This is a genomic window from Bradyrhizobium sp. HKCCYLR20261 (genome assembly GCF_051168435.1).
Lineage (GTDB): Bacteria > Pseudomonadota > Alphaproteobacteria > Rhizobiales > Xanthobacteraceae > Bradyrhizobium.
Window position 1 is genome coordinate 101967 of the sequence record NZ_JBNPUZ010000007.1, and the last position, 25852, is coordinate 127818.

General features: G+C 62.9%; 32 protein-coding genes. 29 read left to right on the forward strand and 3 right to left on the reverse strand.

The window, feature by feature from the left end; translation table 11 throughout:
* The first annotated feature begins 116 nt into the window (after positions 1-116).
* Entirely contained in the window at positions 117-716 is a 600-nt protein-coding gene (locus ACQR1L_RS18565) for a portal protein (RefSeq protein ID WP_434859356.1), read from the forward strand.
* A gap of 215 nt (positions 717-931) precedes the next feature.
* Here the strand turns inward: ACQR1L_RS18565 and ACQR1L_RS18570 are convergent, their stop codons facing one another.
* Positions 932-1240: a hypothetical protein gene (locus ACQR1L_RS18570; RefSeq protein ID WP_434859357.1), complete on the reverse strand. Its 309-nt coding sequence runs from the start codon at positions 1238-1240 to the stop codon at positions 932-934.
* A gap of 244 nt (positions 1241-1484) precedes the next feature.
* Between ACQR1L_RS18570 and ACQR1L_RS18575 the strand changes: the two genes are divergently transcribed.
* Positions 1485-2099: a hypothetical protein gene (locus tag ACQR1L_RS18575; RefSeq protein ID WP_434859358.1), complete on the forward strand. Its 615-nt coding sequence runs from the start codon at positions 1485-1487 to the stop codon at positions 2097-2099.
* Between the two features lie 92 nt (positions 2100-2191).
* Here ACQR1L_RS18575 and ACQR1L_RS18580 read toward each other — a convergent pair whose 3' ends face one another.
* Positions 2192-2494, reverse strand: a complete 303-nt coding sequence (locus ACQR1L_RS18580) for a hypothetical protein (protein WP_434859359.1) — start codon at positions 2492-2494, stop codon at positions 2192-2194.
* A 138-nt stretch (positions 2495-2632) separates the two neighbouring features.
* On the opposite strand from ACQR1L_RS18580, the gene ACQR1L_RS18585 reads away from it, so the two are divergent.
* The 25 genes from ACQR1L_RS18585 (at position 2633) to ACQR1L_RS18705 (ending at position 22645) form a co-directional block, all read left to right on the forward strand.
* Positions 2633-4267, forward strand: a complete 1635-nt coding sequence (locus ACQR1L_RS18585; RefSeq protein WP_434859597.1) for a portal protein — start codon at positions 2633-2635, stop codon at positions 4265-4267.
* Positions 4260-4559, forward strand: a complete 300-nt coding sequence (locus ACQR1L_RS18590) for a hypothetical protein (RefSeq protein ID WP_434859360.1) — start codon at positions 4260-4262, stop codon at positions 4557-4559. The genes ACQR1L_RS18585 and ACQR1L_RS18590 overlap by 8 nt, the downstream gene beginning before the upstream one ends.
* A gap of 492 nt (positions 4560-5051) precedes the next feature.
* Complete coding sequence (locus tag ACQR1L_RS18595) at positions 5052-5501, forward strand: hypothetical protein (protein ID WP_434859361.1); 450 nt, start codon at positions 5052-5054, stop codon at positions 5499-5501.
* A gap of 447 nt (positions 5502-5948) precedes the next feature.
* Positions 5949-6911, forward strand: a complete 963-nt coding sequence (locus ACQR1L_RS18600) for a DUF5309 domain-containing protein (protein ID WP_434859362.1) — start codon at positions 5949-5951, stop codon at positions 6909-6911.
* 81 nt (positions 6912-6992) lie between these two features.
* Positions 6993-7355 (forward strand): hypothetical protein, encoded by a 363-nt coding sequence (locus tag ACQR1L_RS18605; RefSeq protein WP_434859363.1) that lies wholly within the window; start codon positions 6993-6995, stop codon positions 7353-7355.
* A gap of 1 nt (position 7356) precedes the next feature.
* Positions 7357-7668 carry a hypothetical protein gene (locus ACQR1L_RS18610; protein WP_434859364.1) on the forward strand — a complete coding sequence of 104 codons (312 nt, stop codon included), beginning with the start codon at positions 7357-7359 and terminating at the stop codon, positions 7666-7668.
* Entirely contained in the window at positions 7668-8006 is a 339-nt protein-coding gene (locus ACQR1L_RS18615) for a hypothetical protein (protein ID WP_434859365.1), read from the forward strand. Before ACQR1L_RS18610 ends, ACQR1L_RS18615 begins: the two co-directional genes overlap by 1 nt.
* On the forward strand, positions 7997-8650 hold the full coding sequence (locus tag ACQR1L_RS18620; protein WP_434859366.1) for a phage adaptor protein: 654 nt from the start codon (positions 7997-7999) through the stop codon (positions 8648-8650). The genes ACQR1L_RS18615 and ACQR1L_RS18620 overlap by 10 nt, the downstream gene beginning before the upstream one ends.
* A 22-nt stretch (positions 8651-8672) precedes the next feature.
* Entirely contained in the window at positions 8673-9104 is a 432-nt protein-coding gene (locus ACQR1L_RS18625) for a hypothetical protein (protein WP_434859367.1), read from the forward strand.
* Between the two features lies 1 nt (position 9105).
* Entirely contained in the window at positions 9106-10143 is a 1038-nt protein-coding gene (locus tag ACQR1L_RS18630) for a hypothetical protein (protein WP_434859368.1), read from the forward strand.
* Entirely contained in the window at positions 10143-10754 is a 612-nt protein-coding gene (locus ACQR1L_RS18635; RefSeq protein ID WP_434859369.1) for a hypothetical protein, read from the forward strand. Before ACQR1L_RS18630 ends, ACQR1L_RS18635 begins: the two co-directional genes overlap by 1 nt.
* 120 nt (positions 10755-10874) lie before the next feature.
* Entirely contained in the window at positions 10875-12347 is a 1473-nt protein-coding gene (locus ACQR1L_RS18640; protein WP_434859370.1) for a hypothetical protein, read from the forward strand.
* Positions 12344-12658, forward strand: a complete 315-nt coding sequence (locus ACQR1L_RS18645) for a hypothetical protein (RefSeq protein WP_434859371.1) — start codon at positions 12344-12346, stop codon at positions 12656-12658. The genes ACQR1L_RS18640 and ACQR1L_RS18645 overlap by 4 nt, the downstream gene beginning before the upstream one ends.
* A 58-nt stretch (positions 12659-12716) precedes the next feature.
* The gene (locus ACQR1L_RS18650) at positions 12717-13067 is read left to right on the forward strand and encodes a hypothetical protein (RefSeq protein ID WP_434859372.1); all 351 of its coding nucleotides are present in this window, start codon (positions 12717-12719) and stop codon (positions 13065-13067) included.
* Between the two features lie 199 nt (positions 13068-13266).
* Positions 13267-14130 (forward strand): hypothetical protein, encoded by an 864-nt coding sequence (locus ACQR1L_RS18655; protein WP_434859373.1) that lies wholly within the window; start codon positions 13267-13269, stop codon positions 14128-14130.
* Between the two features lie 823 nt (positions 14131-14953).
* Positions 14954-15832, forward strand: coding sequence for a tail fiber domain-containing protein (locus tag ACQR1L_RS18660; RefSeq protein WP_434859374.1), 879 nt, complete (start codon positions 14954-14956; stop codon positions 15830-15832).
* Between the two features lie 27 nt (positions 15833-15859).
* Positions 15860-17020, forward strand: coding sequence for a hypothetical protein (locus tag ACQR1L_RS18665; protein ID WP_434859375.1), 1161 nt, complete (start codon positions 15860-15862; stop codon positions 17018-17020).
* Between the two features lie 7 nt (positions 17021-17027).
* Positions 17028-17546, forward strand: a complete 519-nt coding sequence (locus tag ACQR1L_RS18670; RefSeq protein ID WP_434859376.1) for a hypothetical protein — start codon at positions 17028-17030, stop codon at positions 17544-17546.
* Positions 17547-17777: 231 nt separating this feature from the next.
* Positions 17778-18785: a phage tail protein gene (locus ACQR1L_RS18675; protein WP_434859377.1), complete on the forward strand. Its 1008-nt coding sequence runs from the start codon at positions 17778-17780 to the stop codon at positions 18783-18785.
* A 237-nt stretch (positions 18786-19022) separates the two neighbouring features.
* Entirely contained in the window at positions 19023-19706 is a 684-nt protein-coding gene (locus tag ACQR1L_RS18680; protein WP_434859378.1) for a hypothetical protein, read from the forward strand.
* Between the two features lie 126 nt (positions 19707-19832).
* Positions 19833-20075, forward strand: coding sequence for a hypothetical protein (locus tag ACQR1L_RS18685; protein ID WP_434859379.1), 243 nt, complete (start codon positions 19833-19835; stop codon positions 20073-20075).
* 1 nt (position 20076) lies between these two features.
* Positions 20077-20460 (forward strand): hypothetical protein, encoded by a 384-nt coding sequence (locus ACQR1L_RS18690; protein WP_434859380.1) that lies wholly within the window; start codon positions 20077-20079, stop codon positions 20458-20460.
* Positions 20457-20756 carry a hypothetical protein gene (locus tag ACQR1L_RS18695; protein ID WP_434859381.1) on the forward strand — a complete coding sequence of 100 codons (300 nt, stop codon included), beginning with the start codon at positions 20457-20459 and terminating at the stop codon, positions 20754-20756. Before ACQR1L_RS18690 ends, ACQR1L_RS18695 begins: the two co-directional genes overlap by 4 nt.
* 4 nt (positions 20757-20760) lie before the next feature.
* Positions 20761-21222, forward strand: coding sequence for a GNAT family N-acetyltransferase (locus ACQR1L_RS18700; protein WP_434859382.1), 462 nt, complete (start codon positions 20761-20763; stop codon positions 21220-21222).
* Between the two features lie 154 nt (positions 21223-21376).
* Entirely contained in the window at positions 21377-22645 is a 1269-nt protein-coding gene (locus ACQR1L_RS18705) for a CaiB/BaiF CoA transferase family protein (RefSeq protein WP_434859383.1), read from the forward strand.
* A 57-nt stretch (positions 22646-22702) separates the two neighbouring features.
* Here ACQR1L_RS18705 and ACQR1L_RS18710 read toward each other — a convergent pair whose 3' ends face one another.
* Entirely contained in the window at positions 22703-23431 is a 729-nt protein-coding gene (locus ACQR1L_RS18710; protein WP_434859384.1) for a CBS domain-containing protein, read from the reverse strand.
* Positions 23432-23486: 55 nt separating this feature from the next.
* Here ACQR1L_RS18710 and ACQR1L_RS18715 point away from each other — a divergent pair, with 55 nt between their 5' ends.
* On the forward strand, positions 23487-23954 hold the full coding sequence (locus ACQR1L_RS18715) for a hypothetical protein (RefSeq protein WP_434859385.1): 468 nt from the start codon (positions 23487-23489) through the stop codon (positions 23952-23954).
* 212 nt (positions 23955-24166) lie between these two features.
* The gene (locus tag ACQR1L_RS18720) at positions 24167-25840 is read left to right on the forward strand and encodes a PHA/PHB synthase family protein (protein WP_434859598.1); all 1674 of its coding nucleotides are present in this window, start codon (positions 24167-24169) and stop codon (positions 25838-25840) included.
* The last annotated feature ends 12 nt before the right edge of the window (positions 25841-25852 follow it).

The window sequence follows — 25852 nt, forward strand, 5'->3', positions numbered from 1 at the left end:
GTCGTCACCGGTGCCTGTTTGCGGTGGTGAGCCCATCGTCGGTCCGGGTCACCGTCAACGTCAGCATTCAAATCCTGTTTCAGTGAACGCCATTTGCCAACGATATGGTTCCGATCATGCCCAAAATGTCCGATGCCGATCTCAAGACGATGCTCGCCGCCGAGAAGGCCGATGCGCTCGCTGCCATCTCGGCGGCGCGGCTCGCCGAGGAGCGCGCCGATGCCATGGACTACTATCTCGGAAACATGAAGAAGGACATGCCGGCGCAGGAGGGGCGCTCGCGCGCCGTCTCGACCGACGTCGCCGATACGGTCGAGGGCCTGATGCCGCATCTGATGGACATCTTCGCGGGCTCGGACGAGGTCGTGCGGTTCGAGCCGGTCGGTCCCGAGGACGAGGCCGCCGCGTCGCAGGAAACCGACTACGTCAACCACGTCTTCATGCAGCAGAACCCGGGCTTCATGATCCTCTACTCGTTCATCAAGGATGCGCTTCTCTCCAAGGTCGGCATCGTCAAGGTGTGGTGGGAAGAGCGCGAGGAGGAAAGCCGGGAGACCTACTATGATCTCACCGAAGACCAGTTCGCGCTGCTGGCGCAGTCCGTCATGGAGTCGGACGGCGCGATGCGGATCGTGGCGCATACGATGCGTGGCCCGGAGCAGAGCGTCAATCTGCGCGGAGCCGACAACGATGCGGCAGCCCGCCACAGTAGCTGACGCGGGTGAGTGCGACGATCGTCTCGAACGCGCCGGATCAAGTCGGACGGCGGCCTCGAGGGCCGCGCTGAGCCGACAGCGAGCATGCTCATCCGATGAGGGCAGCGATGCCCGCAAGCCGGACTGCGCAAGGCTCACCGGACCTCGGGACGAACAACTGTTTTAGTATCGTCAGGAAGTCGCAGGGCTTATCGCATCGCATTTGTTCGAATGCATCAGCCCAGCATGGCTATAGCGACGATAATCGGCGCGGATCCGACAATCCATCCCCACAGCATCCACTCGTGCCGGATCGCGAGTCTCAGATGTTCTCGACCGGGCTCGGTCAGCTTCGCGGGATCCATTGCCGTGAAGTAAAAGCCGGCCCACGTCCAAAACCAAGAGCCCGGCTTTTGGTAGCGCATATCCGAGGCGCTCGGGGCAATATGGTTGTGGATGACGCGGATATCATTCAGCCATAGTCCCCCCAGCGGCAGGCCTGCGATCGCCCAAACACAGAGGATGCCGATTGCCGTGTAGGACATGTCTGCGGAGCTGATGAGGTGTCGATCAAACCTGATCGAGTTGTTGTCATAGATGATAGGTAGTCTAATGTCGGTCAATGAGAAAGGCAATCTTCGGCCGGACGGCATCTCCTTGGAGCTGCCGTCCGGGCTTGGAGCGACATACTATTGGAATCCGGGGGCGCCGTCCGCGCCGAGGATCACGGTGACAGGAGGAGTAGGCAAGGGAGGAGGCGGGGTGCACCTCATCCACCTGAGACGAGGCATGTCCTCCGAAGATACTCTCAGGTACGGAGCGTCGGTCAACGTGCCATCGTTCAATCTCAACGCAACCATTCCGGACGCATCCGGCGTTCCGCTGCCCTGGAAGGCGAAAGTATCGTCGATCGGAGTAGGAGCTGGACTTCCCGGTGTCAGCGCGAATTTTACGGCGACACCGGAGCAGATCGCCGCTTTCATCAGGAAATACGTGCTGACCCCGATCATGGGGTTGACAGATCAGTCCGCGGCGCCTGGCCACATGCCCCAGAGTCTGCCGATCCGAATTCAGCGCGGCGCTGAGCGGCCCGTGCCTTATGCGGGACATTCGGCCGGCAGCGAGCCATTCGCGTCCAGGATCTCTCCTTGGTTCTCCGACTATGCTGACGTCCATGCGCCTCCAGCTCGCGCCGTTTCGGGAGGCCCTCCCGACCGTGTGCTCTTCGATGGTGCGTCGGTCATTCCCTACATCAAAGACGGGCGCGCGAGTCTCGGAGCTCCCGCGGATCTGGCTGCTTCCGTTGTGAGTGGCGGTTCGGGAGCCCCCGGGCAAGTGGAATCTGCCGGCGGTCTTCTCGGCATGATCCAGGATTACCTCCGGGACCGTCCCGGTTCGAATTGATAGCAGCCGTACGCTGCTCTGATCTGTTGATCCGTCACGCAACGAATCCGCCGTCATGACCATGGTGCTTCCGCCAGCGCCGCTGTGCTGGGTCACGGATGCAAAGGGGGCGAGACGAGCGGGATCAAGACGAGCAGCGGAACATCGACGATCCAAACGAAAAGAAATCGCTCTCCCCACTGCGCTCGCGACAGGAGCGAGCGACCAGCTTCGGACAGCTTCGCCGGGTCGATGTAGATCGCCGGTTTGGTCAGACCAAATCGGCGAAAGTCCGCAGAACTCGCATCCGGCGCTGGATGCCTGAGGGCAACACGAAGCTGCGAACGCGCTTTGTGAGCGATCCCGATAATACCAGCCAACCAGCCGAGCACGAGTAGATCAGGAAAAGGGCTCATCACGGCTCGATCCCTCGCAAATGCCGCAACCGCGAGCTGCACGCAGTACCACACGTTCGATTCTTACAAGATATGGAGAACGATTTGTCGGTCAACAAGAATGGACATTTGCGCGCAGACGGAATTTCTGTGTCGCCGATGCAACCGGTGCCGCCGATCACGCACGACGTCACCATCGTCACCACGCGAAGATACGCCCAGGCGCGGGTGATGGGCGTGCCGCCCGAGGAGTTCGGGATCGAGCGCGGTGCGCGTTCGATCCGCGACTGCAACTACTGTTTCCACGACATCGTCACCAAGACCGAAGCGCAGCTCATTGCCGAAGGATTTGACGCGGCGCAGATCAGGTCGCTCGGCGACTCTACCGGGACCACGCGCGTGGAAACCCTGGCCCGCGATACGGTCGACGAGCATTCGCCGACGTCATCGAGCGTGTCCAATTCGGGCACCCGGCTGGTCCGGATTACGGAGCATTACCTCCGGATGGACTATGAAGGCGAGGGCAGGCCGTGCCTGTACCAGATCGTTACCGGCGGTGACGAGTGCGAGATCCTGCGCAAGGATGGCCAGGACTGCATCACGCCGTTCGATGCGATCCCGTTCGCCGCAACCACGCCGGTGCCGATGACGCACCGCTTCTTCGGCCGCTCGATCGCCGACCTGGTGATGCCGCTGCAGCGGGAGAAGACGGCACTGAAGCGGGGAGCGCTGGACAATCTCTATCTGCACAACAATCCTCGCGTGGAAGTCGCTGAGCAGAACGCCGGCCCCAATACGCTCGACGATCTCCTGGTCTCGCGCCCCGGCGGCGTCGTTCGCACCAAGACCGCGGGCGGCCTGAACTGGCAGGTGGTGCCGGATATCACCAGCTCGATCTACCCGATGCTGCAATACATCGATGCCGAGCTCGAGAGCCGTTCGGGACTGTCGAAGCAGGCGCAGGGCATCGATGCCAACGCGCTGCAGAACCAATCTGCGACGGCCGTCGCGCAGGTCTTCTCGGCATCGCAGATGCGCATCAAGCTGATCGCGCGGATCATGGCCGAGGGGGTCCGCGACATGTTCGGGCTGCTGCATGCGACCATCCGCAAGCATGGCCAGCAGCGCCAGACCGTGCGGCTGCGCAATGCCTGGGTTCAGGTCGATCCGCGCAGCTGGAAGACGCGGGACGACATGACCATCGAGGTCGGGCTCGGATCCGGCGGCAAGGCGCAGCAGTTCGCGCAGACGATGGCGATCGCCAACGTGCAGAAGGAGCTGGCGATGGCCGGCAAGATCAATCTGGTCGGCGACCGCGAGCTCTACAACACGGCGGCCGAACTGACCCGGATCATGGGTCACAAGAATCCCGGCCGCTTCTTCAACGATCCGGCCGCGGTCGACCCGCGGACCGGCCGCCTGCTGCATCCGCCGCCGGCGCCGCCGCAGCCACCGCCCGATCCGAAGCTCATCGCGGCGCAGGCGCGGGTGCAGACCGAACAGGCGATCGCGGCGCAGAAGGCCCAGCTGGCGCAGCAGCAGGCGCACAATGACCTGGTCCATCAGCAGGTGAAGATGCAGGCGGAGATCGAGCTGGCCAAGATCAAGGCCGGCCTGGATGCCAAGATCGCGCTGCTCGATGCGCATCTCAAGTCGGTCGAGGCGGCGCAAAAGCGCGAGCAGGCGCACACGGCTCATGAGATGAAGATCGCTGAAGCGGCGGTCGGCCTCGCAGCCGCCGCTGCGCACATCGATGGCGGATCTGACACCAAGACGGAGCGGCGCGATGACTGACGAGAGCCTTCTGCAACAGACGGCGGCACGGGGCGTGCGCGCGAGGGCCCTGCTCGACGATGAGCTGCTCTCCGGCGCCTTCGCTACGCTCGAGGCGAGCTACAGCGCGGCCTGGCGTCAGACGCTGATCGACGATGTCGCCGGCCGCGAGAAACTGTTTCTCGCCATCAACATCGTCAGCAAGGTGCGCGACCATCTCGGTGCGATCGTCGCCAACGGCAAGCTGGCCGAGGCGGAGCTGAAGGAGTTGGCGCAGACCGCGGAGCGGAGAAAGCGATTTGGCGTGCTGTAAGCGGGCCGCACAGAAGACCACGAAAGCTGTTGACTTGTTCTTTATTTGTTCCTTATGCTCTTAAACGACAACGGCTGGCGGTGGTCAGAATGCGAAGGTGCATCGGTCCGGCGTGCCGACCGTCTCTAACGCTTGTACGCAAGGTCGATCAGCTTCGACCGGACGATCGTCTGCCTCGACGGTTCGTTGAGCTTTCGCCATTGCCGGTCCGTGGTCAGCCAAGTCGCCCAGAACCTGCCTTGCCTTGAGCGGTAATGGCGGCAAGCGCGAGATGGCCATGAGCGTCCCGGCCCTTGAGAAAAGCCGCCACACGATTGAGAAAGGGGCTGCACTGGCCGTCCGCTTGGAGTCCGCAGCGTGATGCTTGATCATCAATCGCTGGATTGATCTTTCACAAAATGACTGTTGTCGGAGTCCTCAATTGAGCGACAAGACCTCATCACATTCTCGCCCCATCGTTCTCAATCCCAATTTGGCCGGCAAGGCTGTCTCATGAGCGGCGTCATAAAGCGGTGGTATGCCGTCTTCATCGTCGATGCCATCATCAAGTTTCTGCTGCTGTACGGTGGCGCCGTCCTTGTGTCACTCGGCATGATCATCACGGGAGGGATCGAGGCCGTCATCTACTTCGCTATCGTCGCCGCCGCGATGGCGGTTTTGACCGTGACGTTTCTGATCATGGGGGCGAGGCTCGCGGCCTTGCTTCCCTGGCAATTCATCACGCTGCATCCGGTATTTCGGGCCCTTGTCGAAATCGTCTGCGCCAGCGCCATTTTCGGCATGGTCATGACGTTGCTGTTCTCCCTTGGAAGTGGCCTAGGAGGCGGCATTCGCATGGGTCTATTGCTGGCATCGACCACGTTCGTCTCGACTTTGATCACCGTGTCGTTCCACGGCATGGCCAAGCTCCTGCTCCGGCGAGCGACAGCAATCACTCGTTGACACGTCGGGCAAATCACCATGATAAACGTATCATCACAGAATTCGAAGATGCCCGCGGCCGACCGCTTGGCGCGGGCGTTTTCTTGAGCGCAAGTTTGACTTGCGCCTGGATGTCTTTTGATCCGAAGCATGTCGTCGATCCGGGATTGTTCGTCTTGAGACTTGTTCGTCTTGGGACTTGTTCGTCTTGGGACAATGTGTCTCGAGGCGACCTCGTTGAATGCAGCTCCGCCGACCCCGGTGCTCCGGGCGCCACGGCATCGACGTTCCGCATGAGCCGAACCGAGACTGACCTCTCGCGCCATCGGGCCGGCGGGACCTGAACGACTTAGTCCATCTTCAGATATGCGCAGCCGCAGGGCGGCGCGTCGCGCTTGCGTCGTCCGCTTGCGGGCGACGCGGCGGACGAACGCTCTGCGCTGGGCAACGATCATCAAGGGATCACCGATGACCACACCTACGTCTACTTTCGTCACCTACCAGGCGGTCGGCAACCGCGAAGATCTCAGCGACATGATCTACCGGATCGACCCGGTCGATACGCCGTTCATGAGCGGCGTCGACAAGGAGAAGGCGACCGCGGTCAACCATGAATGGCAGACCCAGGCGCTGGCGCCGGCCGACGGCAGCAATGCTCAGCTCGAAGGCGATGACCCCAACACCAACGTCACGACGCCGACCGTGCGCCTCGGCAACCAGTGCCAGATCTCCTACAAGGTCGCGCGGGTCTCTGGCACCCAGCAGGCGGTCGATCATGCCGGCCGCGACAACGAGCTCGCCTATCAGGAAATGCTGAAGGGTCTCGAGCTCAAGCGCGATCTGGAGACGATCATGTGCGGCACCAACCAGGCCAAGGTCGTCGGCAACACGACCACGCCGCGCAAGACGGCTTCGATCCTGTCGTGGATCGTCTCCAACACCTCCAAGGGCAGCGCCGGCGGTGCCGCCGATCCGAGCGTAGCCGACGGCTCCGCCATCCGGACCGACGGCACCCAGATCGCCTTCACCGAGGCGCGGCTCAAGACGGTGCTGTCGTCGATCTGGATCAATGGCGGCAAGCCCGGCACGATCCTGACCGGCGCCTTCAACAAGCAGGTGTTCTCGACCTTCACCGGCCGCTCCACCGCGATCGAGGAGGCCAAGTCCAAGAAGATCGTCGCCTCGGTCGATGCCTATGAGTCCGATTTCGGCAAGCTGAAGGTCGTCGCCAACCGCTTCCAGCGTGCGCGCGACGTGCTCGTGCTCGAACTCGACAAATGGGCGGTGGCCTATCTCAACGGCCGCAACATGATCTCGATCCCGCTGGCGAAGACCGGCGACTCCGACCGGCGGCAGATCCTGGCCGAATACGCGCTCGTCGCGCGCAACGAAAAGGCCAGCGGCGGGATCTTCGACAACACCACGTCGTAGCGCACTTCGTCGTCACCCCTGATCGTCACCCCTCATGCTTGGGCGGCCCTTCGGGCCGCCTTTTTTCTTGGAGGTTCAACCATGCCGCTTCCCGGCAATCGTACGCTCAATACGGCCGATTTGACGGCCTATACGCCGTCCTGCGGCGCTAGTCCCGTCGCCGCCTATGCGCGCGCGCCGTTCCGTGGCCGCCTGCTCAAGGTCACGGGCATCCTCGGCGGCGCTATCACCACAGCGGACGGGACCGTCACCGTCACAGTGAACGGCGCTTCCGTCGCGAGCTTCGCCGTTCCGCAGTCCGGCTCTGCTGCAGGGCAGCTGTTCTCCGTCGTTCCGGCGTCTCCGGTCTATCTGAACGAGGACGACGTCATCGCGCTGACGCCGTCCGGCGCGTCCGGCACGGCGGTCCCGATGCACTACTCGATTGCAGTCAGGGGAGCCTGAGATGTCGTTCTTTCCCAAGCAGCCCTCGTCGCGCATCGGCACCACGCAGACGATCGCCTATGACGGCAGCGTCGGCGCCACCAACAAGTTCGGCCCGGGCACGTTCCAGCTTCGCCTCACAGCGAGCTCGGCCTGCTGCTATCGCATCGGCGACGGCACCCAGACGGCCACCACGGCGGACGTGTTCCTGCCGGCCAACACCGTGGAATACGTCACCGTGACGCCGGGCCAGAACATTGCGGCCATCAAGGCCGCCAGCAACGGCCTGGTCACCGCCACCGCCGGCACGCTGTGGGTCACGGAGCTGTCCTGATGGAAGGGCTGACCCTTCGGCCGCATCTCGATTCCGACGGCTCAGGCCTCGTGATCGAGCATCTTCAGGATGTCGCGCCCATCCTGGAGTGGAACAGCGAAGCCCGCCGTGACGCGCAGCAGAGCGACTGGGGCCGTCACGTCGCGCGGATTCCGAACGTCATCTACGTCAAGTGGCTGAACGAGGAATATGCCAGGGGCAACACCCGTCTGCGCCTGTTCACGCCGGAGTTCGATGCGATCGTCCAGAAGAAGCTGCACGATCCCGAGTGGGCGTATTTGCGGACGGACAAGCCTGCCCTGCAGAGCGGATGGAGGGCGGACGCATCATGCCGCTGATCTCGAACTATGCATCACTCCAGACCGCGGTCACGGAGTATCTGGCCCGCGACCAGGACACGACGCTGCTCCAGCGCATCCCGAGCTTCATTCAGCTTGCGGAAGCCAAGTTCAACCGGCAACTGTTCGTCCGGCAGATGGAGCAGCGCGCGATCGCCGTCGTCGACCTCGGCTCCAGCGAACCGGAGTTCATCGCGCTGCCCTCCGATTTCCAGTCGATGCGACGCATCCGGCTGGTCAGCGCACGCGGGCAGCCGGCGCTGGAGTTCAAGTCGGGCGTGCAGCTCGATGAGTATCGCTTTCGAATCTCCGATGTCGCCGGCCAACCGCGCTACTTCTCGATCTTCGGAGATCAGATCGAGCTCGCGCCGCGGCCGGACGCGGCCTACACGATCGAGATGGTCTACCGGCGGACCATTCCGCCGCTGGCCTCCAACGACACCAACTGGCTGCTCGCATCGGCGCCCGACCTCTATCTGTACGGCGCGCTGCTGGAGTCCGCGCCCTATCTCAAGGAAGACGGACGGATCCAGACCTGGGGCCTCGGCTTCACCAATGCGCTCGCCGATCTCAACACGCTCGGCCTGACATCGACCTTCAACGCCGGACCGATGACGATGCGATTGTCCGGTCAGGTCGTCTGACGCCGCTCACCACGAGGATCACATGGCCGCCTTCAACAAGTTCAACTGCTTCGTGCAGGATGTTGCGCATGCCTTGCACGACATGCTGACCGGAACCTCGCATGTCTACAAGATCTATCTCACCAATACGGCGCCGGTCGCGTCCAATACCGTCTACAACACGCCGGCCGATCTCGCCGCCGGGAATGGCTACACGGCCGGCGGCGTCTCGATCGGCACGATCACCGGCGGCCAGACATCGGGCACCTTCCGATTCGTCGGCGGCAGTGATCCGTCATGGACAGCGGCGGGCGGGTCGATCGGGCCCTTCCAGTACGCCGTGCTCTACAACGCGACCTCGGCGACGCGGCCGCTGATCGGCTGGTGGGACTATGGCACCTCGGTCACGCTGACCAACGGCAACACGTTCACGGTCGATCTCGACCAGGTCAACGGCATCCTGACGATTACCTGACATGGCAGCTTTTCTCGACATCTGCAGGTTCCTGCCGACGGCCGGCGGCACGACCGATTGGACCTATGCCGCGGCCGTCCAGGGCTATCAGAGCCCGGCTGCCGCCGGCGCTGCAAACGGCCGGCTCTACAAGTATCGCGCCGAGAGCGCGGATCTCACTCAATGGGAAATCGGCGAGGGCGCCTATAACAGCTCGACCGCCGTCCTGACGCGGGCGACGGTGCTGTTCAACTCGTTGGGCACCGGCACGGCCGCCGGGCAGAGCGGCGCGGGCGCGAAGATCAACTTCTCGGCAGCGCCGCAGGTGGCCGTCGTTGCGCTGAAGGAAGATCTGGTCGCGATCGAGGAAGCCAACAGCTTCACGACAGCCCAGCAAGCCCAGGCGCGCAGCAACATCGCGGCGGCCGCCACGCCCGGCATTTGGACGCGCACGGTTCTGACATCGGGGGCGGGGACCTACACCCTGAAGACCGGGTGCAGGGCCCTGCTGGTTCGCATGGTCGGCGGCGGCGGGGGCGGCGGAGGCGGCATCGGGTCGAGCGCCGGAGGCAACGGCAGCATCGGCAGTGCAACCACCTTCGGATCCCTGACCGCCGGCGGTGGCGGTCCCGGCTCGACGGGCGGATCGAGTCCGCAGTCCGGAGGAACATCGTCCGGAGGAGATGTCACCATCGATGGGTCCCGATCCTGGTCCGGCTTCGGGACGGGCGCAACGACCGCCATCTATCAGGGGGTGAACGGGATGGCATCTGCGTTCGGAAGCGGCGGGGCAGGTGGCTGGCCGGGCGCTGCGGGATCGGCAGCGACGGTGCCCGGCGCCGGCGGTGGCGGAGGCGGCGGCACCGGCGGCGCGGGACAGACTGCGGGCGGCGGCGGCGGGGGAGGCGGCTATGTCGAGAAGCTGATCTCGAGCCCGGCTGCGTCCTACGCCTATTCAGTCGGAGCCGGCGGCGCCGGAGGCAGTGCGGGAGGTGGCGGCACGGCCACGAGCGGCGGCGCCGGTGCCAGCGGCATCATCATCATTGACGAGTACTACTGATGTCGCTGCTCGGATTTGACGCCATCGGCCGTCTTGCGATCGGGCAGAGTCCGCGCAACGCCGCAACCAACACCGTGTTCATCGCTGAGCCGTCGTCTCTCGCGCTCTCCGGCAGCGCGGCCAGTTTCCAGGGGGCACTGACGGCGGTGGCCGGCGGCTTCGGTTTCGTCGGAGCTCAGGCGACGTTGCGTGTCGGGCTGATCGGCGCGCAGGGCGCCTGGCTGACGTCCGGCCAGCCGGCTCGCTATTCCCTGGCCGCATCGATCTCCGCGGGGGCGTTCACCGCATCCGGCTTGCCGTCCGCGACCAGTGCCAAGATGGCCGCTGTCAACGGAAGCTATGCTGTAGGCGGTCAATCCTCGGCCTTCATCCATGCGATGTCCGTGCAGAGTGGGAGCTATCAATGGGCCGGAGAGAGCTCCGATCGTGAGCGGGGCTTTGAAGCCTGGTATCCGCTCGGCCTAATCGAAAGCAGCTGGGCGGCAAGCGACGAGCTTCAGCCCTCCTGGCTGACGACGCCGATCGCGGCCGACCATTGGCAGCCAGTCGTCCAGGCATCGTCGTCATGGGACGCGGTTCCTGCGCCTCTCGCGCCCTGGCGCAGCCATTAACGGTTGGTCCTGCGATCGCGGCTGCGATCGTCGGCGCATTCCGGGCCGTCTTCCGACCTGATCCGTTCGTTTCCCGACCGCGGCAGAGATCTGCAGCGGCTATCCTTGTCTGGAGGTGACATGCCTCTTCTTGCCTTTGGCGAATATCGACCCGACGTGAGCGACTACGAAGGTCAGGCCACGCGCAACATCCAGAACGTCGTCCCCCGCGGCGACGGTTACGGACCGTTTCCGTCGTTCTCGCCCTACACGGCGGCTCTGCCCGATCCCTGTCGCGGTGCATTCTATGCGCTGAAGTCTGACGGCACGGTCGTGACCTTTGCGGGCACCGCGACCAGGCTCTATCGGCTCAACAACACCGATTTCACCTGGCTCGATGTGTCCAGGAGCGGCGCGGGCTATTCGCAGCTGTCATCTTCGGCGCAATGGCAGTTCGCGCAGACCGGCAATCTCGTCTTCGCCACGCAGGCGAATGCGGTGCTGCAGGTGTTCGATCTGACGTCCTCGACCAGCTTCGACAATGCACTCGGCGCGCCGCCGCAGGCCGCCTATATCAGCGTGGTCGGACGCTTCCTGGTGCTGTCGGGGCTGCTCTCCACGCCGTACCGGATCCAATGGTCGGGGCTCAACAACTTCAACTCGGCCACGTCGTGGGACGGTCTGACGGCGGGCTCCGATCATCAGGACTTTCCCGATGGCGGCATCGTCCGCGGCGTGGCCGGCGGCGAAGCGGGGATCGTCTTTCAGGACCAGGCGATCCGGCGCATGTCCTACGTGCCGGGATCGCCGATCATCTTCCAGATCGATCGCATCACGCAGGACAAGGGTCTGTATGCGCCCTACTCGATCATCCGCGCCGGCGAGCGGATCTTCTTCTACGCCGGCCAGGGCTTTCACAAGATCGAGCCGGGCGGCGTCCCGCAGCCAATCGGTCGGGAGAAGGTCGACCGCACCTTCCTGGCCGATCTCGACAAGGGCAACCTGCAACTGCTGATCGGAGCGGCGGACCCACGTTCGACCCGCGTGTTCTGGTCGTACAAATCGGTATCCGGCGCGATCGGCAGCTACGACAAGCTGCTGGGCTACGACTTCCTGCTCGACCGCTTCTTCTCGGTTGCGGCGACCGGCGAATATCTGCTCGGCATGTCGCAGACGGGCCTGACGCTCGAGAACCTCGACAGCATCTCGCCGTCGATCGATGCGATGACCTTGAGCCTCGACGCCTACGCGACGGCCGTGCAGCCCGAGATCGCGCAGTTCTCCGCAGGCCATGTGCTCGGCTTCTTCCGCGGCAGCAATCTGGAAGCGCTGATCGAGAGCGCGGAGCAGGGCACCGACGACAACCGGATCATGATCCGCGGCTTTCGGCCAGTGACCGATGCAACGTCGCTGTACGGATCGGTCTCGTCCCGCGAAACGCCCTCCGCCGTCACTGCAGCGAGCGCGGAGATCGCCGTCAACGGCCGCACCGGCCGGTGTGATGTTCGAAGGGACACGCGCTATGCGCGGTTCAGGGTACGCATTCCAGCCGGCTCGTCCTGGACGTTCTGCGCGGGCGTCGTCCCCGACCTCACCGTGAGCGGCACGCTATGACGGCCTATGTTCCGGGCATCACCGAGACCGACCTCAAGAAGATCATTCTCGCCCTACAGCAGCTCGCGGCAGGCCGATCCAACGCCGTCGGCAGCGTGACGCTTTCGGCGGGGGCGACGACGACGGTGGTCGCCGACAAGAACTGCGCGGCTGGATCGACCCCGATCCTGACGCCGGCGACCGCCAGCGCGGCGGCCGAGCTCGGCAACGGGACGATCTATGTGAGCGCGGTCGTCAACGGCTCGTTCACGCTCACCCACGCAAGCAGTGCTGTCGCGACGCGGACGTTTCGCTATGCACTGCTCGGCTGAGCTCGCTTGCGTCGATCCGCGCCAGGTCGAGTTGATATGGCCGCAGGTCGCGCCGCGCTTGCGGCGAGCGATCCGCCGCACTGGCCTGTCCGCCTTCGTAGAGATCGAGCAAGACGTGCTCGCGGGACGGGCGCTGCTATGGCTTGCGCTGAATGGCGCCTCCGGTGCGGCCACGATCGATGCCGTTGCGGCGACCAGGCTGGAGCTGACCGAGACAGGCATGGTGTGCGTCATTACGGCCTGCGAAGGCCAGAGCATGGCACGTTGGCTGCCGCTCATCTCCGGCATCGAAACCTACGCGAAGGCAGAAGGCTGTCGCGGCATGCGCCTTCACGGCCGCAAAGGCTGGCTGCGCGCTCTCGACGGCTATCGGCAGACGCATGTGATTCTTCAGAAGGAATTGAGATGACAGATCAGATTTGATGAGCCGAAAGCGTTCGTTTATGCGCCGATCAGACAAGGCGATCTCATCACGGGACAAATTAGCTGCCTTCGATTGGGGGGGGCGCGCAAGGGCGACCGATGCGCTTGACAGGATGTTCCTGTTATGTTCCTTTTTACTCGGAAAGTGTGTTATCCTCCAACTGCGCGGTTGCCGGGCAAGACGCATGTTTTACCAGACAAGTGAAGAACGCGCCCAAACGGCAAGAGTCGTAGCTGGCTTTCTGCATTCAGGAGCAAAAGCCGCTCTCGGGGCGCTGGCACTCATGATGAGTATTGACGCGCCTCTCGCCGAGGAGATTGATTTCGGCCCTTATCGCGTTGCTGCAGAATACTGCGCTGGCGACGTCGCGCGTCCGCTGTCGCTTTCGCCGGATCGGCGGACTCTTTGCTTTGAAGGCCGTCTTGATGCCGATCAGGATCTGTCGCTCGTCAACGAATTGCAGGCCGGCGGATTATTTGTTGTCCGCAGTCAAGGTGGTGACGACGTTGCCATGATGAAGCTTGCCGATCGCTTGCGTGCTCGCGACGCTATCGTCGTTGTTCGCAGCTACTGCTTGGCTGGATGTGCCAGTTATTTCGTGTTTGCCTCCGGGATGACCATCATATTGAAACAGGGGTTGGTGGCGTGGCAACCTCTTGTGGTCGACGGGTTGTGCGTAGGCTTTCTGAACGCACGCGATAAAAATTTGCCCCGCCTTGACATCGGATACTGTAGCACCGAGGGACACAAGTTCTTTTGGGCGCCTGCTCCAATCTATGAAATGAAACAGAAGTTCATGAGCACACGGCGCGCCAGTCGTGATTTTGAAGAGCCGCCTGAAAGCACATTTGTCAGGAGAGCTCTGAGCCGTCTTGGCTGGCCAAGAGAGCGCGAACTAGCGCCTGTGATGTGGACATGGCATCCTCGCTTTCACAAAAGTTCGGTCAAGACAAAGATCGTTTACGAGCATTATCCCGAAAGCCAGGAGGAAGTCGGAGCTCTTGTTGAGCGATGGCAACTCGGTGCTTGGGTTATCTATGATCCATAGGGCTCTTTTCGACATGTGAGACGAGCGATTCTCGTACCCGAAAGTACTTCGATGTTGACGGCGCGCTGACATGGCGCGCCGTTTTTTTCTAGGGGAATGAAGATATGGTAGGAAATCCAAGGGACAAATCGAGTGATTTGCCAAATGTAGTGCGTGAAGGGATCGAGCCAGAAATATTGCGTCTGCCTGACTGGACAAGGTGGCTTAGGGGCAAAGATTTCGAAAAGCCGTTCGATGGCGTTCCTTTGCCAGGCCCGAGTACACCAAGGTCGCCGCCAAGATCGCCGTCAAGACGGCCCTCTTGGTTCGAAGATCCATCAAAGCCGGGCGTGCCGCCATCGCTAGATTACGCGCCACCCGGCAACGATGGTCCGGGTTTTCCGCCTACTCCGGCACCTGTTCCCGAACCGTCACCAATCCCTGAATCACAGATCCGCAATTGGTTGTTTGACTATCTGCTCGGAAACAATCTTCTGGATCAGCGGCGAGTTCAGCACACGTTACCGTCGGTACTGAGAAGAGCTGCGAGTGGCAATGAAGTTGATTCCAACATGAGACTTGTTGCCTCACAGCAGACGGGTCAGGGTCGTCCAATCCGGGCACCACAAACAGTGTCAGCCGAAGAACCATCGAAGCCGCAGATGCGCTTCTTGATATCGCGCGTTGGGGAACGTTGATTTTCACGGGGACTTGATTGAACGATCCGTGTGCCGCTGTCTCCTCCGAACGGATCGCAGACATGGTCACGGGGACGCCTTGTGCGAGAACTGCGATGTTGCAGTTGCGCCAACTCTTAACATTGTCAATTCAAGGAATGTGCCCAATGGGCGGACAATCATCCAGCACCCAGACTCAACAATCGCAGACGCAGCCGTGGCAGCCGGCGCAGCCGATGCTGCAGGGGATTCTGTCGCAGCTCAGCAGCGGTCTCAACAATACCGGGCTGACAAGCGCCGAGAGCGGTGCGCTCGACGTGCTGAAGCAGAATGCGGCGCAGGGCAATCCCTACGCGTCCGGCATCGGCGGCTACGCGCAGTCGCTGCTCGGCGGCGGCAATGCATTGGCGCAGGCGCCTGCTGTGCAGACCAACCTGCAGACGCTGCAGGGACAGCTGGCGCCCTATGCCAATGGCAGCGTGATCGGCAACAATTCTGCGCTTGCGGCGCAGTTGGCGCAGATCCAGAACGACGTCGGCACGTCGATCAACGGTCAGTTTGCCGCGGCGGGACGCGACTTCAGCGGTGCCAATCAGATGGCGTATGGCCGTGGCGTCGCAGCCGCCGAAGCACCTGTGATCGCTGCGCAGTACAACCAGGATGTCCAGAACCAGCTCGCCGCCGCCAACGCGTTGTACGGCGCCGGCAACACCACGGCCAATCTGCTCGGCGGGATGCAGCAGCAGTACCTGGCCAACCAGGGGCAGGGCGTAACCGCGTCCCAGGCGGCGCTCGACGCCAACAATTACGGCGCCAATGCCACCTTGGCGGAGGAAGCGCAGCGCCGCGGCATTCCGGTGCAGGCGCTCGGGCTGTTGGCGCAGATCGGCGTGCCGATCGCCCAGCTCGGTCAGCAGAGCAACGGCACGTCGACGACGACGCAGCAGATGTCCGGCGCGGAGCAGTTCGCCAAGATCGCGGGCGGCATCAACAGCCTGCTGCAGCCGTTCAGCGGCAGCATCACCAACAAGTTTGGCAGCAAGTGAGCGCAACATTCCGAGGAGCGGATGCGTATGTCGAATGAACCGGAAGACGTCCTAACCGGTGCAGTTTTCGAGCTCGGCAATGCCGGATATCGGCCGATGCCGGATCCTGAGGAGCGGCCTGAGCGCGAAACGATCGACGGCGATGCTGCGTCGCTGCGCGAGGCCGCGGACCGGCGAACCGACGGCCGCCCGCCGGTCATGGTGCGCGAATATGTCGACGAGACCGGCCATCCGGTCGACCGCAGCGAGGCGGTCACGCTCGAGCGCGCCGCGCGCGATCATGCCCGCGTCAGAGCCGCCGAGGCGGATGAGACGTCGCCTCGCGCAGCCGGGCCTGATCCGGATGACACGGATCTGCCTGGCCTTAGCAGTGCTGAGCCGACCGACGAATTCGAGGAGCGCGCCGGCCTGGACAAGCCGGCCTCGGAGCACGGCCGAGCGCCACACGACGGGCGCCCGGAGCTCGCGCCGGAGTTGGAAAAGGCGCTGCAGCATCCGCAGGTGCTGCAGGCGATCGAGGAAAAGATCGGCGAAGCCGAGCGGGCCCGCCAATCCTATCGCGAAGGGCTCGCGTCGGCGCTGCAGATCGCGCAGGCGAGCTTTCTGAGCCAGTTCCCGGAATTTGCGGGCATGCCTGCCGAACAGCTCCCTGACGCGCTGGAACGGATGTCGCGCGACGATCCGGCACGGTTCGGACGCGTTCAGGCCGCCATCACGATGTCCGATCAATTGCTGGCGCAACAGGCGGAGGAGCATCGCCGGCAAGCCGAACTGGCGCGGCACAGCTTCGACAGCTTCGCCGAGGAGCAGGACAGCCGGCTCGAGGGCATGCTGAAGAGTGAGCCGCGCGCGGTCCGCAAGGCCGTCGCGGCGGAGATCCTCGCTGTAGCCAAGGAGAACGGCATTCCGCCGGCCGAGCTCGACCGCCTGTTTCGCACCGAGCCGCTGATGCGCCACGCGACCTTTCAGCGGATGATGTATGACGCGGCGCGTTACCGGCTGATGATGCGGGCCAAGGATGCCGTGGTGACGAAGGCCGTGCCGCCGGTCATGCGCCCCGGCGTATCCACCTCATCGGGCGATCGTGCGCGGACCGATCTGCGCGCGCTCAATGCTCGCCTGAGCTCCTCGGGCGATCTGAAAGACGCGGTCGCGCTCTATCAGGCGCGCCGGTCGAGCCGGCCGTGAGGCAGCCGTGACGAACCCGGTTCTGGCCGCGTTGGTCGAGGCTCGCAGGCAGCGTGCGCCGCTGTTCGCGCGATGGTGCGAGCGGGAGGGCGAGGCCTTCTGTCCCGCGACACCAGCGGCCGTCGCCCGTTTCGCGAGCGAGCATGCGGGCCTGGGAATCATGAAGCTCTGGGAGGCCGTCAACGAGGTCTCTCGGGCGCATCTCGCATTGAACCTGGCTGATCCGACAGCAGGAGCGCCTGTCGCGCTCGTGCTGGACGATGTCGCCGGTCTCGCGCCGCCGCGTGCCTGGCCGGCAACCTGGAAGGAGCGCTTCAGGGCTCTGCCGCACGATCTGAAGACGTTCGTCGCGGAGCACGAGACGAGGCGTGAGAAGAGCTTGAGGCGAGCCCAGAACGCTCTGGCGCAGGCGAACGACACCATCGCACGGCTTCAAGCGGCGACGCAGACGAGAGAGGACCAAACCAATGAAACAGCCACGCAGTACTCCGACCATCGAGGACCGGATACGGGAGCTTCGGAGTGAGATCGATCGCATCCTCCAGGATCGCGTCGACGTGATTGCGAAGGAAAGCCCGGGGGTCCCCAAGGGCGTGATCCGCAATCTCCTGATCGCCAGAGCGCCGGCCTGTGCGTGTGAGCAATATCTGATGCTCAGCAAACAGACCTGATCGCGGAGTTACAGGCCGGCAGGCGCAAGACCAGAAACGGCATCCGGGCGGCCCATGTTGGCTGCCCTTTTTATTCGGGGAGCAGCATGACACTTTATCGATGGTCGCAGACGGCATCCGCCGATGCCACGGCCGATCCGACGATCAATTGGTCCGAAGGACAGGTGCCGTCCAGCATCAACGACTCCGCGCGCGCGATGATGGCGGCGACGGCGAAGTATCGCGACGACATCGCCGGCGCGATCGCGACGACCGGAACGAGCACCGCCTACGCGGTGACGAGCAACCAGCAGTTCGACACGCTGCCGCATCTGAACGGCCAGCTCATCGCGTTCACGCCGCACGTGACGAACGGCTCGCCAGTAACCCTCAACGTGGACTCGCTCGGCTCAAAGCCGCTGCGGAGCGCACCGAACGCGGATTTGCTTCCCGGAACGATCATCCAGGGAACTCCGTACGTTGCCGTCTACAACCATGTCGACGGCAGCTTCTATCTGCATGGCTTCTATGGAAATCCCTATAACATCCCGTTGGCCGCCGGCCTCGATTTCTGGGGGACGACCGCACCGAACAGCTGCTTTGCTTTCCCCTACGGTCAAGCCATCAGCCGGGTGACGTATGCGAACCTGTTTGCGCTGGTGGGGACGACTTTTGGCGGTGGGGACGGCAGCACGACGTTTAACTTGCCGGATCTCCGGGGCAGGGTAAGGGCTTGTGTCGACAATATGGGAGGAGCAACTGCTAATCGCCTGCTATCGAGTACCATTTCCGCCCTTCGTCACAGTGTAGGTGGCGTTGGGGGTGAGGCCGTTCATACTCTCGATCCGTCTGAAGTACCTGCCTTGACTGGTGCTTCGACTGCTGCCGCTACGACTGCAATATTCTACGTGAGCGACTTCTTTTTCACCAACGGCGGACTAAGTCAAAACGTCACAACGAGTTCTTCAAATATCAACACGTCAGGCGGTGCGTCAGCGAAGGTTATGAACGTAAACATTCCATCTCTGCCGGTTGCCGTAAACAATGGGGGCGGAAACTCCCACAACAACATCCAGCCAACGATTCTGTCGAACTATATATTACGAATCATTTGATGGACCACCACCATCGGCCCTCTTCATCGAGCGTCCTGGAGCTGCGCCGTTTTAGTTCACGCAAGAATCCCCAGACCAAAATTAGCGCTCCTACGCCAATGAGCACGAATTGAACCGATTGCGGCATCGAACTGTCCGTCAGCGAAAACTCTTCTCCGGCGAAGCATAACTTCCACGAGTGAATGGTGCAACGGCCTCACTCTTTCAATTTTAAATGGAGGTCAAATGGTAGTCGCTTTGTGCGATCTGAAAGCTGAGAATTCCAGAAGGTGGATAAAAACCAATCGCCTGCGTAGTTTTTCTTCAGTCGCCCGTCGCCTCGTCGCTGCCAAGGCCCGATACCAGGCCGTCTCGAAGGTCACCGGTGTCCCCTGGCCGATCATCGCCGTGATCCACGAGCGGGAGTCCTCGCAGAGCTGGTCGCGATCGTTGGCCCAGGGAGATCCGTGGGACCGTGTCTCGGTCCATGTTCCGGCCGGGCGGGGACCGTTCGCCTCGTGGGAGGACGCCGCGGTCGATGCGCTGGTCAATTGTGCGCCGCATGCGGCGCGCTGGCGGGACTGGTCGATCGGCGGGGCCTTGACCTTGCTCGAGCACTATAACGGGCTTGGTTACGCGCGACGGGGCGTGCCGTCGCCCTATGTCTGGGCCGGGACGGATCAATATCGCTGCGGAAAATATGTCCGCGACGGCGTCTATGATGCGCAGGCGGTGGACCGGCAGCCTGGTTGCGCCGGTCTGCTGAAGGCGATGATGGAGATCGATCCATCAATCACCTTCGCGAACGGACCGGCGGAGACCGGGCCGCCGCCGGACAGGGCGCCAAAAGTCTCGACGACAGCGTCGATCACGCATCCAGCAAAGGGCTCCATCGGGGCCCTTTTTGCTGTTCTGCTGAAGCGGGTTTTCGGCAAGCGCTGAGGCCCTGCACGCGCTGCGTGTGCCCTGCGCAAGGCGGGCAATCGATGAGCCGGCGGCAAACGGCACCGATGCCGCTTCACCCGGTGGCCGGAAGCACGGCGCACCACATCCCAAGGAGATCGAGACATGTGGACGAGAATCAAGGCGGCGTGTCGTCATTCGCTGACGATCGCCTGGGGCTATCTCTTGGCGCTGTTCGGATGCTTGCTGTCGATCCTCGACAATGTCAGCGACGCGCTCGGAGATCCCAGCCTCAAGGAGCAGATCAGTGCTGCCGTGGGGGATCCGCGGGCCGTGGGGCGGATATTCCTGGTGATCTCGGTGATCACGATCGTGGCGCGGCTGCGCTCCCTCGGGAAGGCATCGTGACATGTGGATGAGCATTCTCGGCTTTGTCGGCGGCCCCGTCATCAAGGGGCTGATCGACGCCTATCAGGCGAAGCTCAAGGCGGGCAATACCGACTCCAAGATCGCAGCAGACCTGGCGGCCACCGAGATCGCCGCGCAGGTCTCCGAGTCGGATGCACAACTACGGCTGCGCGCGGCGGAGATCGGTTGCTGGTACGAACCGGACAAGCTGATCGGTTACTGCGTCTCGATCTATTTCGCCAAGCTGCTGGTGTGGGACAAGGTGCTCGGGCTCGGATCAACCGATCCGCTGGCCGGCTTCGCATCGACCACGGCCAATCTGGTCATCTCCTTCTACTTCGCCAAACGTGGCTTCGAGAACGTTGCAAGGATCATCAGGCGATGAACATCACCCATGACGAGATCAGAGCAGTCGTCGCGGAGACCCTGGCGAAACAGAGCCAGCTCCAGCGTGACGAGATCGACGCTGTCGTCATGCGAGCCATCGTGACCATCCTGACCTCCTTCGGGATCGAGGAGGAGGACCGAAAGGAGCTCAGGGCCGACTTTCAGCATCTGCGGCGCTGGCGCAAGAGCGTGGAGCAGGCGCAGAGCTACACGTTCAAGGCGGTGATCACCGTGATCGCGACCGGTCTCGTCGGCGCGATCTGGCTTGGCATCAAGGTCGTCCTCGGAAGGTGATGTGGTGGCAAGCCGTGGCCTGCAGCGGGACCGCCGCTTCCAAATCAGGGAGGTCGATGCGAGCGAGCCCGACATTCTCGATACGTTGGCCGACCTGCATGCGCGCACGTTCCTCGATCAGGCGCCGCTGCCGGATTTCGAGACCGGGCATTGGTGGCTCGCGACCGAACATGGACGGGCCGCAGGTTTCGCCGGGCTGGTGCCGTCGTCGATCGGCAGAGGAATAGGTTATCTCTCGCGAGTTGGCGTTGTCCAGGAAGCCTGCGGAAACGGGCTCCAGCGGCGCCTGATGCGGGTGATCGAGCGCCATGCACGGCGGTCCGGCTATTACTGCCTCGTGTCGGATACGACGAGCAATATCGTCTCCGCCAACAACTTCATCCGTTGCGGTTACGCCCTGTTCCGGCCGGAACTCCCATGGGCGTGGGAGAGTTCGCTCTATTGGCGCAAGATGCTCACGCCCTAAGGACCGTGCCGTGATGGCAGCTGCGCTGCAATGCAGCAGGCCGATGCGTGCCGCCCGGGGCAGGGCTTTCGTTGCGCCGTCGGTTGAGCTAACCATGCATCGAGACGCAAAGATCGCAGCAGACGATCTACGCATGGGGAAGGAACACTGGTGCATGTCGACCGAGGTCGTCCTGCCTGATCGTGAGCCGCGCCGGGCCGATGCTCCGGCAGCCTTGTCCGGATTGCTGGTGATCGACTTCACGCGTGTCGTTGCCGGGCCTGCGTGCACGCAAACCCTCGCGGATTTCGGCGCTGACGTGATCAAGATCGAGCAGCCCGGACGAGGAGACGACACCAGGGCGTATGAGCATGCGGAACGCGGTGGCGAAAGCGCTGCCTACCTCAGCCTCAATCGCAACAAGAAAGGCATGGCGCTCGATCTCGCGAACCCTCACGCGCGCGACATTGCCCGCGCGCTGATCGGCAAAGCTGATATTGTGGTCGAGAACTTCTCGTCCTCCGTGATGGAGAAGTTCGGTCTCGACTATCCGTCGGTCTCCAGCACCAATCCAGGTCTGATCTATTGCTCGATCTCGGCCTATGGACGATCAGGGCCTTTCGCATGGCGATCCGGTTTCGATCCCATCACGCAGGCGGAGAGCGGGTTCATGTCGCTCAATGGCTTCGCCGACGGTCCGCCGGTGCGAACCGGTCCCCCGATCATTGATCTGGCGACGGGAATGTCGGCATGCAATGCCATCCTGCTGGCGCTTGCGGCCAGGCAGAAGCTGGGATGCGGGCAGCATGTCGACGTGGCGTTGTTCGATGTGGCGCTGGCGATGACGGGCTTCTCCGGCATGGCCTACCTGATGAGCGGCGTCAATCCGACGCGAACGGGCAACTCGCCAAACGATTCGCCGACGGTGGGCGTCTACGAAGCATCAGACGGCCCGCTATACGTGGCGTGCGCGAATGATCGGTTGTATCAACGGCTGGCGGCGGAGGTCTTCGGCCGTCCCGACCTCCTGAGTGACCCGCGATTCGCGACGCGCAAGGCGAGATGGATCAACCGCGCTCAGCTCCGCCGCATCATTGCCGACATCTTCGCCTCCGACAGCATGGACGCCTGGATCGCACGGATGAACGCGGCGTCAGTTCCGGTCGGACGCGTCCGTACAGTCGAGCAGGCCTTCAATGCGCCGGAGGTCCGGACCCGACAGCGCGTCTGTCGCCTCCCGCACGCAACGGCGGGCACGATACCGAATATCGAGCCGCCCATTGCCATGCAGTTGACGCCGACCGTCGAGCCCTCAGCCGCTCCCCGCCTTGGCGAGCATACGGCCGCCATTCTGCGGGATCGGCTCGGATACTCTGAGCAGGATATCGAACGCTCGCGCCGGGCTGGCGCGTTTGGAGAGGGTGAGCCGGCCTCGCGAGTGTGAGCCTCCGCCAGAACCGTCGGCGAGGATTCGCGAGACCGGTCGTAGTCCTTCGTCAGATCAGCTGGCCTTGGCCATCTCATCGTCTTCCGGCGAGTTCAGATACATGCCGGACATGGTATCGACCCAGCAGAGATGGTCGTGGACCTTCTTGACCCCGGCGACGTTCTCGGCTGCAACAATGGCCGCCTGGCGGGAACGCTCCTCGGTGATGACGCCGCTCAGATGGACGATGCCGTCCTTGGCGATGACCGACAGCCCGAACGGACACCAGTCGTTCTTCTCGAGGGTGTCGATCACGCGATTGCGAATGTGATCATCGTCGGCGGTCGGATCCGGCACCTGCCGTCCGAGGGTGGCGACGGCCTGCAGCAGGTTGGCCCGTGACACGATGCCGACCACCTGATCACCTTTGACCACCGGCAGCCGCTTCACGTGGTTCTTTTCCATCAGCTCCACGATCTCCGCCAATGCGGCATCTTCCGTGATCGTGAGAGGAGACCGCGTCATCACTTCAGACACCTTGCGGCCGTGCTCATGGACGAAGTCGGCGGCCGATTTCCCGGGGCCGAGAATGAAACGCAGCCAGCGGCCGCGCTTGCGTCCAGTGCCGATTTCGGTGCGGCGGATGAAGTCGCCTTCCGAGACCACGCCGACCAGCTTGCCGGCGGCATCGACCACGGGCAGGCCGCTGACGTGCTTCTGCAGCATGATGTTGGCCGCATCCACAATCGAGGTGTCCGGCGTGACGGTAATGACGGGACGGGTCATGATCTGATGGGCGCGCATGGCGAACTCCAATGTCAAAGGCTGACTGACGGTAATATGTCGCGCAGGTTGCGACTTGACGCAGGTCAATCGGCGAGGTGACCGCGTCATTGATGCAGCGCAAGGTTTTCCGCCCGGGGATCGGCTAAGGAGGGCCTCTTCCAGCGAGAGGAGAGGTGCCATGTCTGAGCTCTCCGGGGCCAAAGTCATCGCCGACGAGACGGCCGAACTGTCCGAACGTGTCGCCCTGTCCAACAAGCATGCGCTCGAGTTGCTGATCGGTTCGCAGCAGATCATGCTGGAGGAGGTTCTCTTTGCCAGCAATGAGGCTCTGGATCGCGCGCGTACCGAGACCCATCTGCTCGCCGAATTCGTGTCGAAGCTCGCCGGCGTGCATTCCGTGAAAGGGATCCAGGCCATGGTCGAGGAGTGTGGCCGGCATCAGATCGAGTTCATGAGGCGTGATTGCGATCGGCTGTTCAAGCATGGGCAGCGCCTCATCGATGCCGGCGTGAATCTCGTGGGGCAAAGGTGGCAGAACTGAAGAATGCCGGAGCGTCGCTGCCGGTTGAGCTGCAGCATGAAGCAACAAGCGGCTTCGAGCAGCCCAACGCTGGTCGTTCCGGGGAGCCGATCGTGGTGGGACCAGATCACCATTTGGTAGCACCTGCGACAAAGCAGCTCGCGGAGGACGGGCATCCGGGCGCTGGAGAGTTTCAGCGCGAGGACCACGAGCTGGACAGAGCGTTCAGCGCCATGCTGGCGCGCATGACGGGAGGTATCTCGCCTGCGGCTCTTTCGATGGCGTATCTGGATTGGGCCTGTCACCTCGCGGCTGCGCCTCAGCGCCAGATCGAGATTGCGCGGGATGCCTGGCATGGCATGCGGCAGGTCGTCGAACGATCCGTTCATTTCGCCGATCCTCATCGCGCTTCCTGGGATCTGATCAAGCCGCAGGCCAACGATCACCGGTTTTCAAAGCCGCAATGGACGACGCAGCCCTTCAACCTGTTCGCCCAGGCGTTCCTGCTAGGGGAAGAGTGGTGGCACAAGGCGACGACGGGCGTTCGGGGTGTCGACCCATCCAATGAGGCCGTGGTCGACTTCTCGCTTCGGCAGCTTCTCGATATCTACGCACCGTCGAATTTCGCGGCAACCAACCCGGAAGTCCTGGAGAAGACGTTTCAGACCGGCGGCGAGAACCTCGTGTTCGGTTGGCAAAACTGGCTCGCCGATCTCATGCAGGTGATGCAGCCGACGAGTCCGACGAACAAATCGGAGTTCGTCGTTGGGAAGACGGTCGCGACCGCGCCGGGAAAAGTCGTCTATCGCAATCGGCTGATCGAGCTCATCCAGTACGCGCCGACGACCGAGACGGTTCGGCCGGAGCCGGTCCTGATCGTGCCGGCCTGGATCATGAAGTACTACATCCTGGACCTGTCGCCGCACAATTCGCTGGTCCGCTTCCTGACGGGCATGGGTTTCACCGTGTTCATGATCTCCTGGCGCAATCCCGAAGCGCAGGACCGGGATATTGCTTTCGACGACTACCGGTCGCTTGGTGTGATGGCTGCACTGGACGTGATCGGAACGATTGTTCCGGATCAGCCGATTCACGCCGCGGGCTATTGCCTCGGGGGAACGCTGCTCTCGATCACCGCTGCAGCCATGGCGCGCGATGGCGACGAGCGGCTCAAGACGATCACGCTGTTTGCGGCGCAGACCGACTTTACCGAGGCCGGGGAGCTCACGCTCTTCATCAACGAAAGCCAGGTTGCCTTCCTCGAAGACATGATGTGGGAGCGCGGCTATCTCGACACCACGCAGATGGCCGGCGCGTTTCAACTGCTTCGCTCCAACGATCTGATCTGGTCGAGGGTCTCTCGTGACTATCTGCTGGGGGAACGGGCGGCTCCCAGTGACCTGATGGCGTGGAATGCCGATGCGACTCGACTGCCGTACCGCATGCACTCCGAGTATCTGCGCAAGCTGTTTCTGAACAACGATCTCGCCGAGGGCCGTTACCGCGTCAACGGCAAGCCGGTCGCGTTGTCGGATATTCACACGCCGATGTTCGTCGTCGGGACGCTCCGCGATCATGTGGCGCCGTGGAAGTCGACCTACAAGATTCACTATGAGGTCGATGCCGACGTGACCTTCGTGCTCGCCAGCGGCGGCCACAATGCCGGAATTGTCGCACCGCCGGGCGAACAGGGGCACTCGCATCAGGTCCGTACCAAGGCTGCCGACGCTCCATACCTCGGACCCGACGAGTGGCAGAGCATCTCGCCGCGTATCGAAGGGTCATGGTGGCCGACCTGGGTCGACTGGCTTGGCCAGCGATCCGGCGCGGCGGGTGGGCCGCCTCGCCTCGGGACTGATGGGACGAACGATCTCGGACCCGCGCCGGGCGAGTACGTTCATACGTGAACTGAGCGCGGA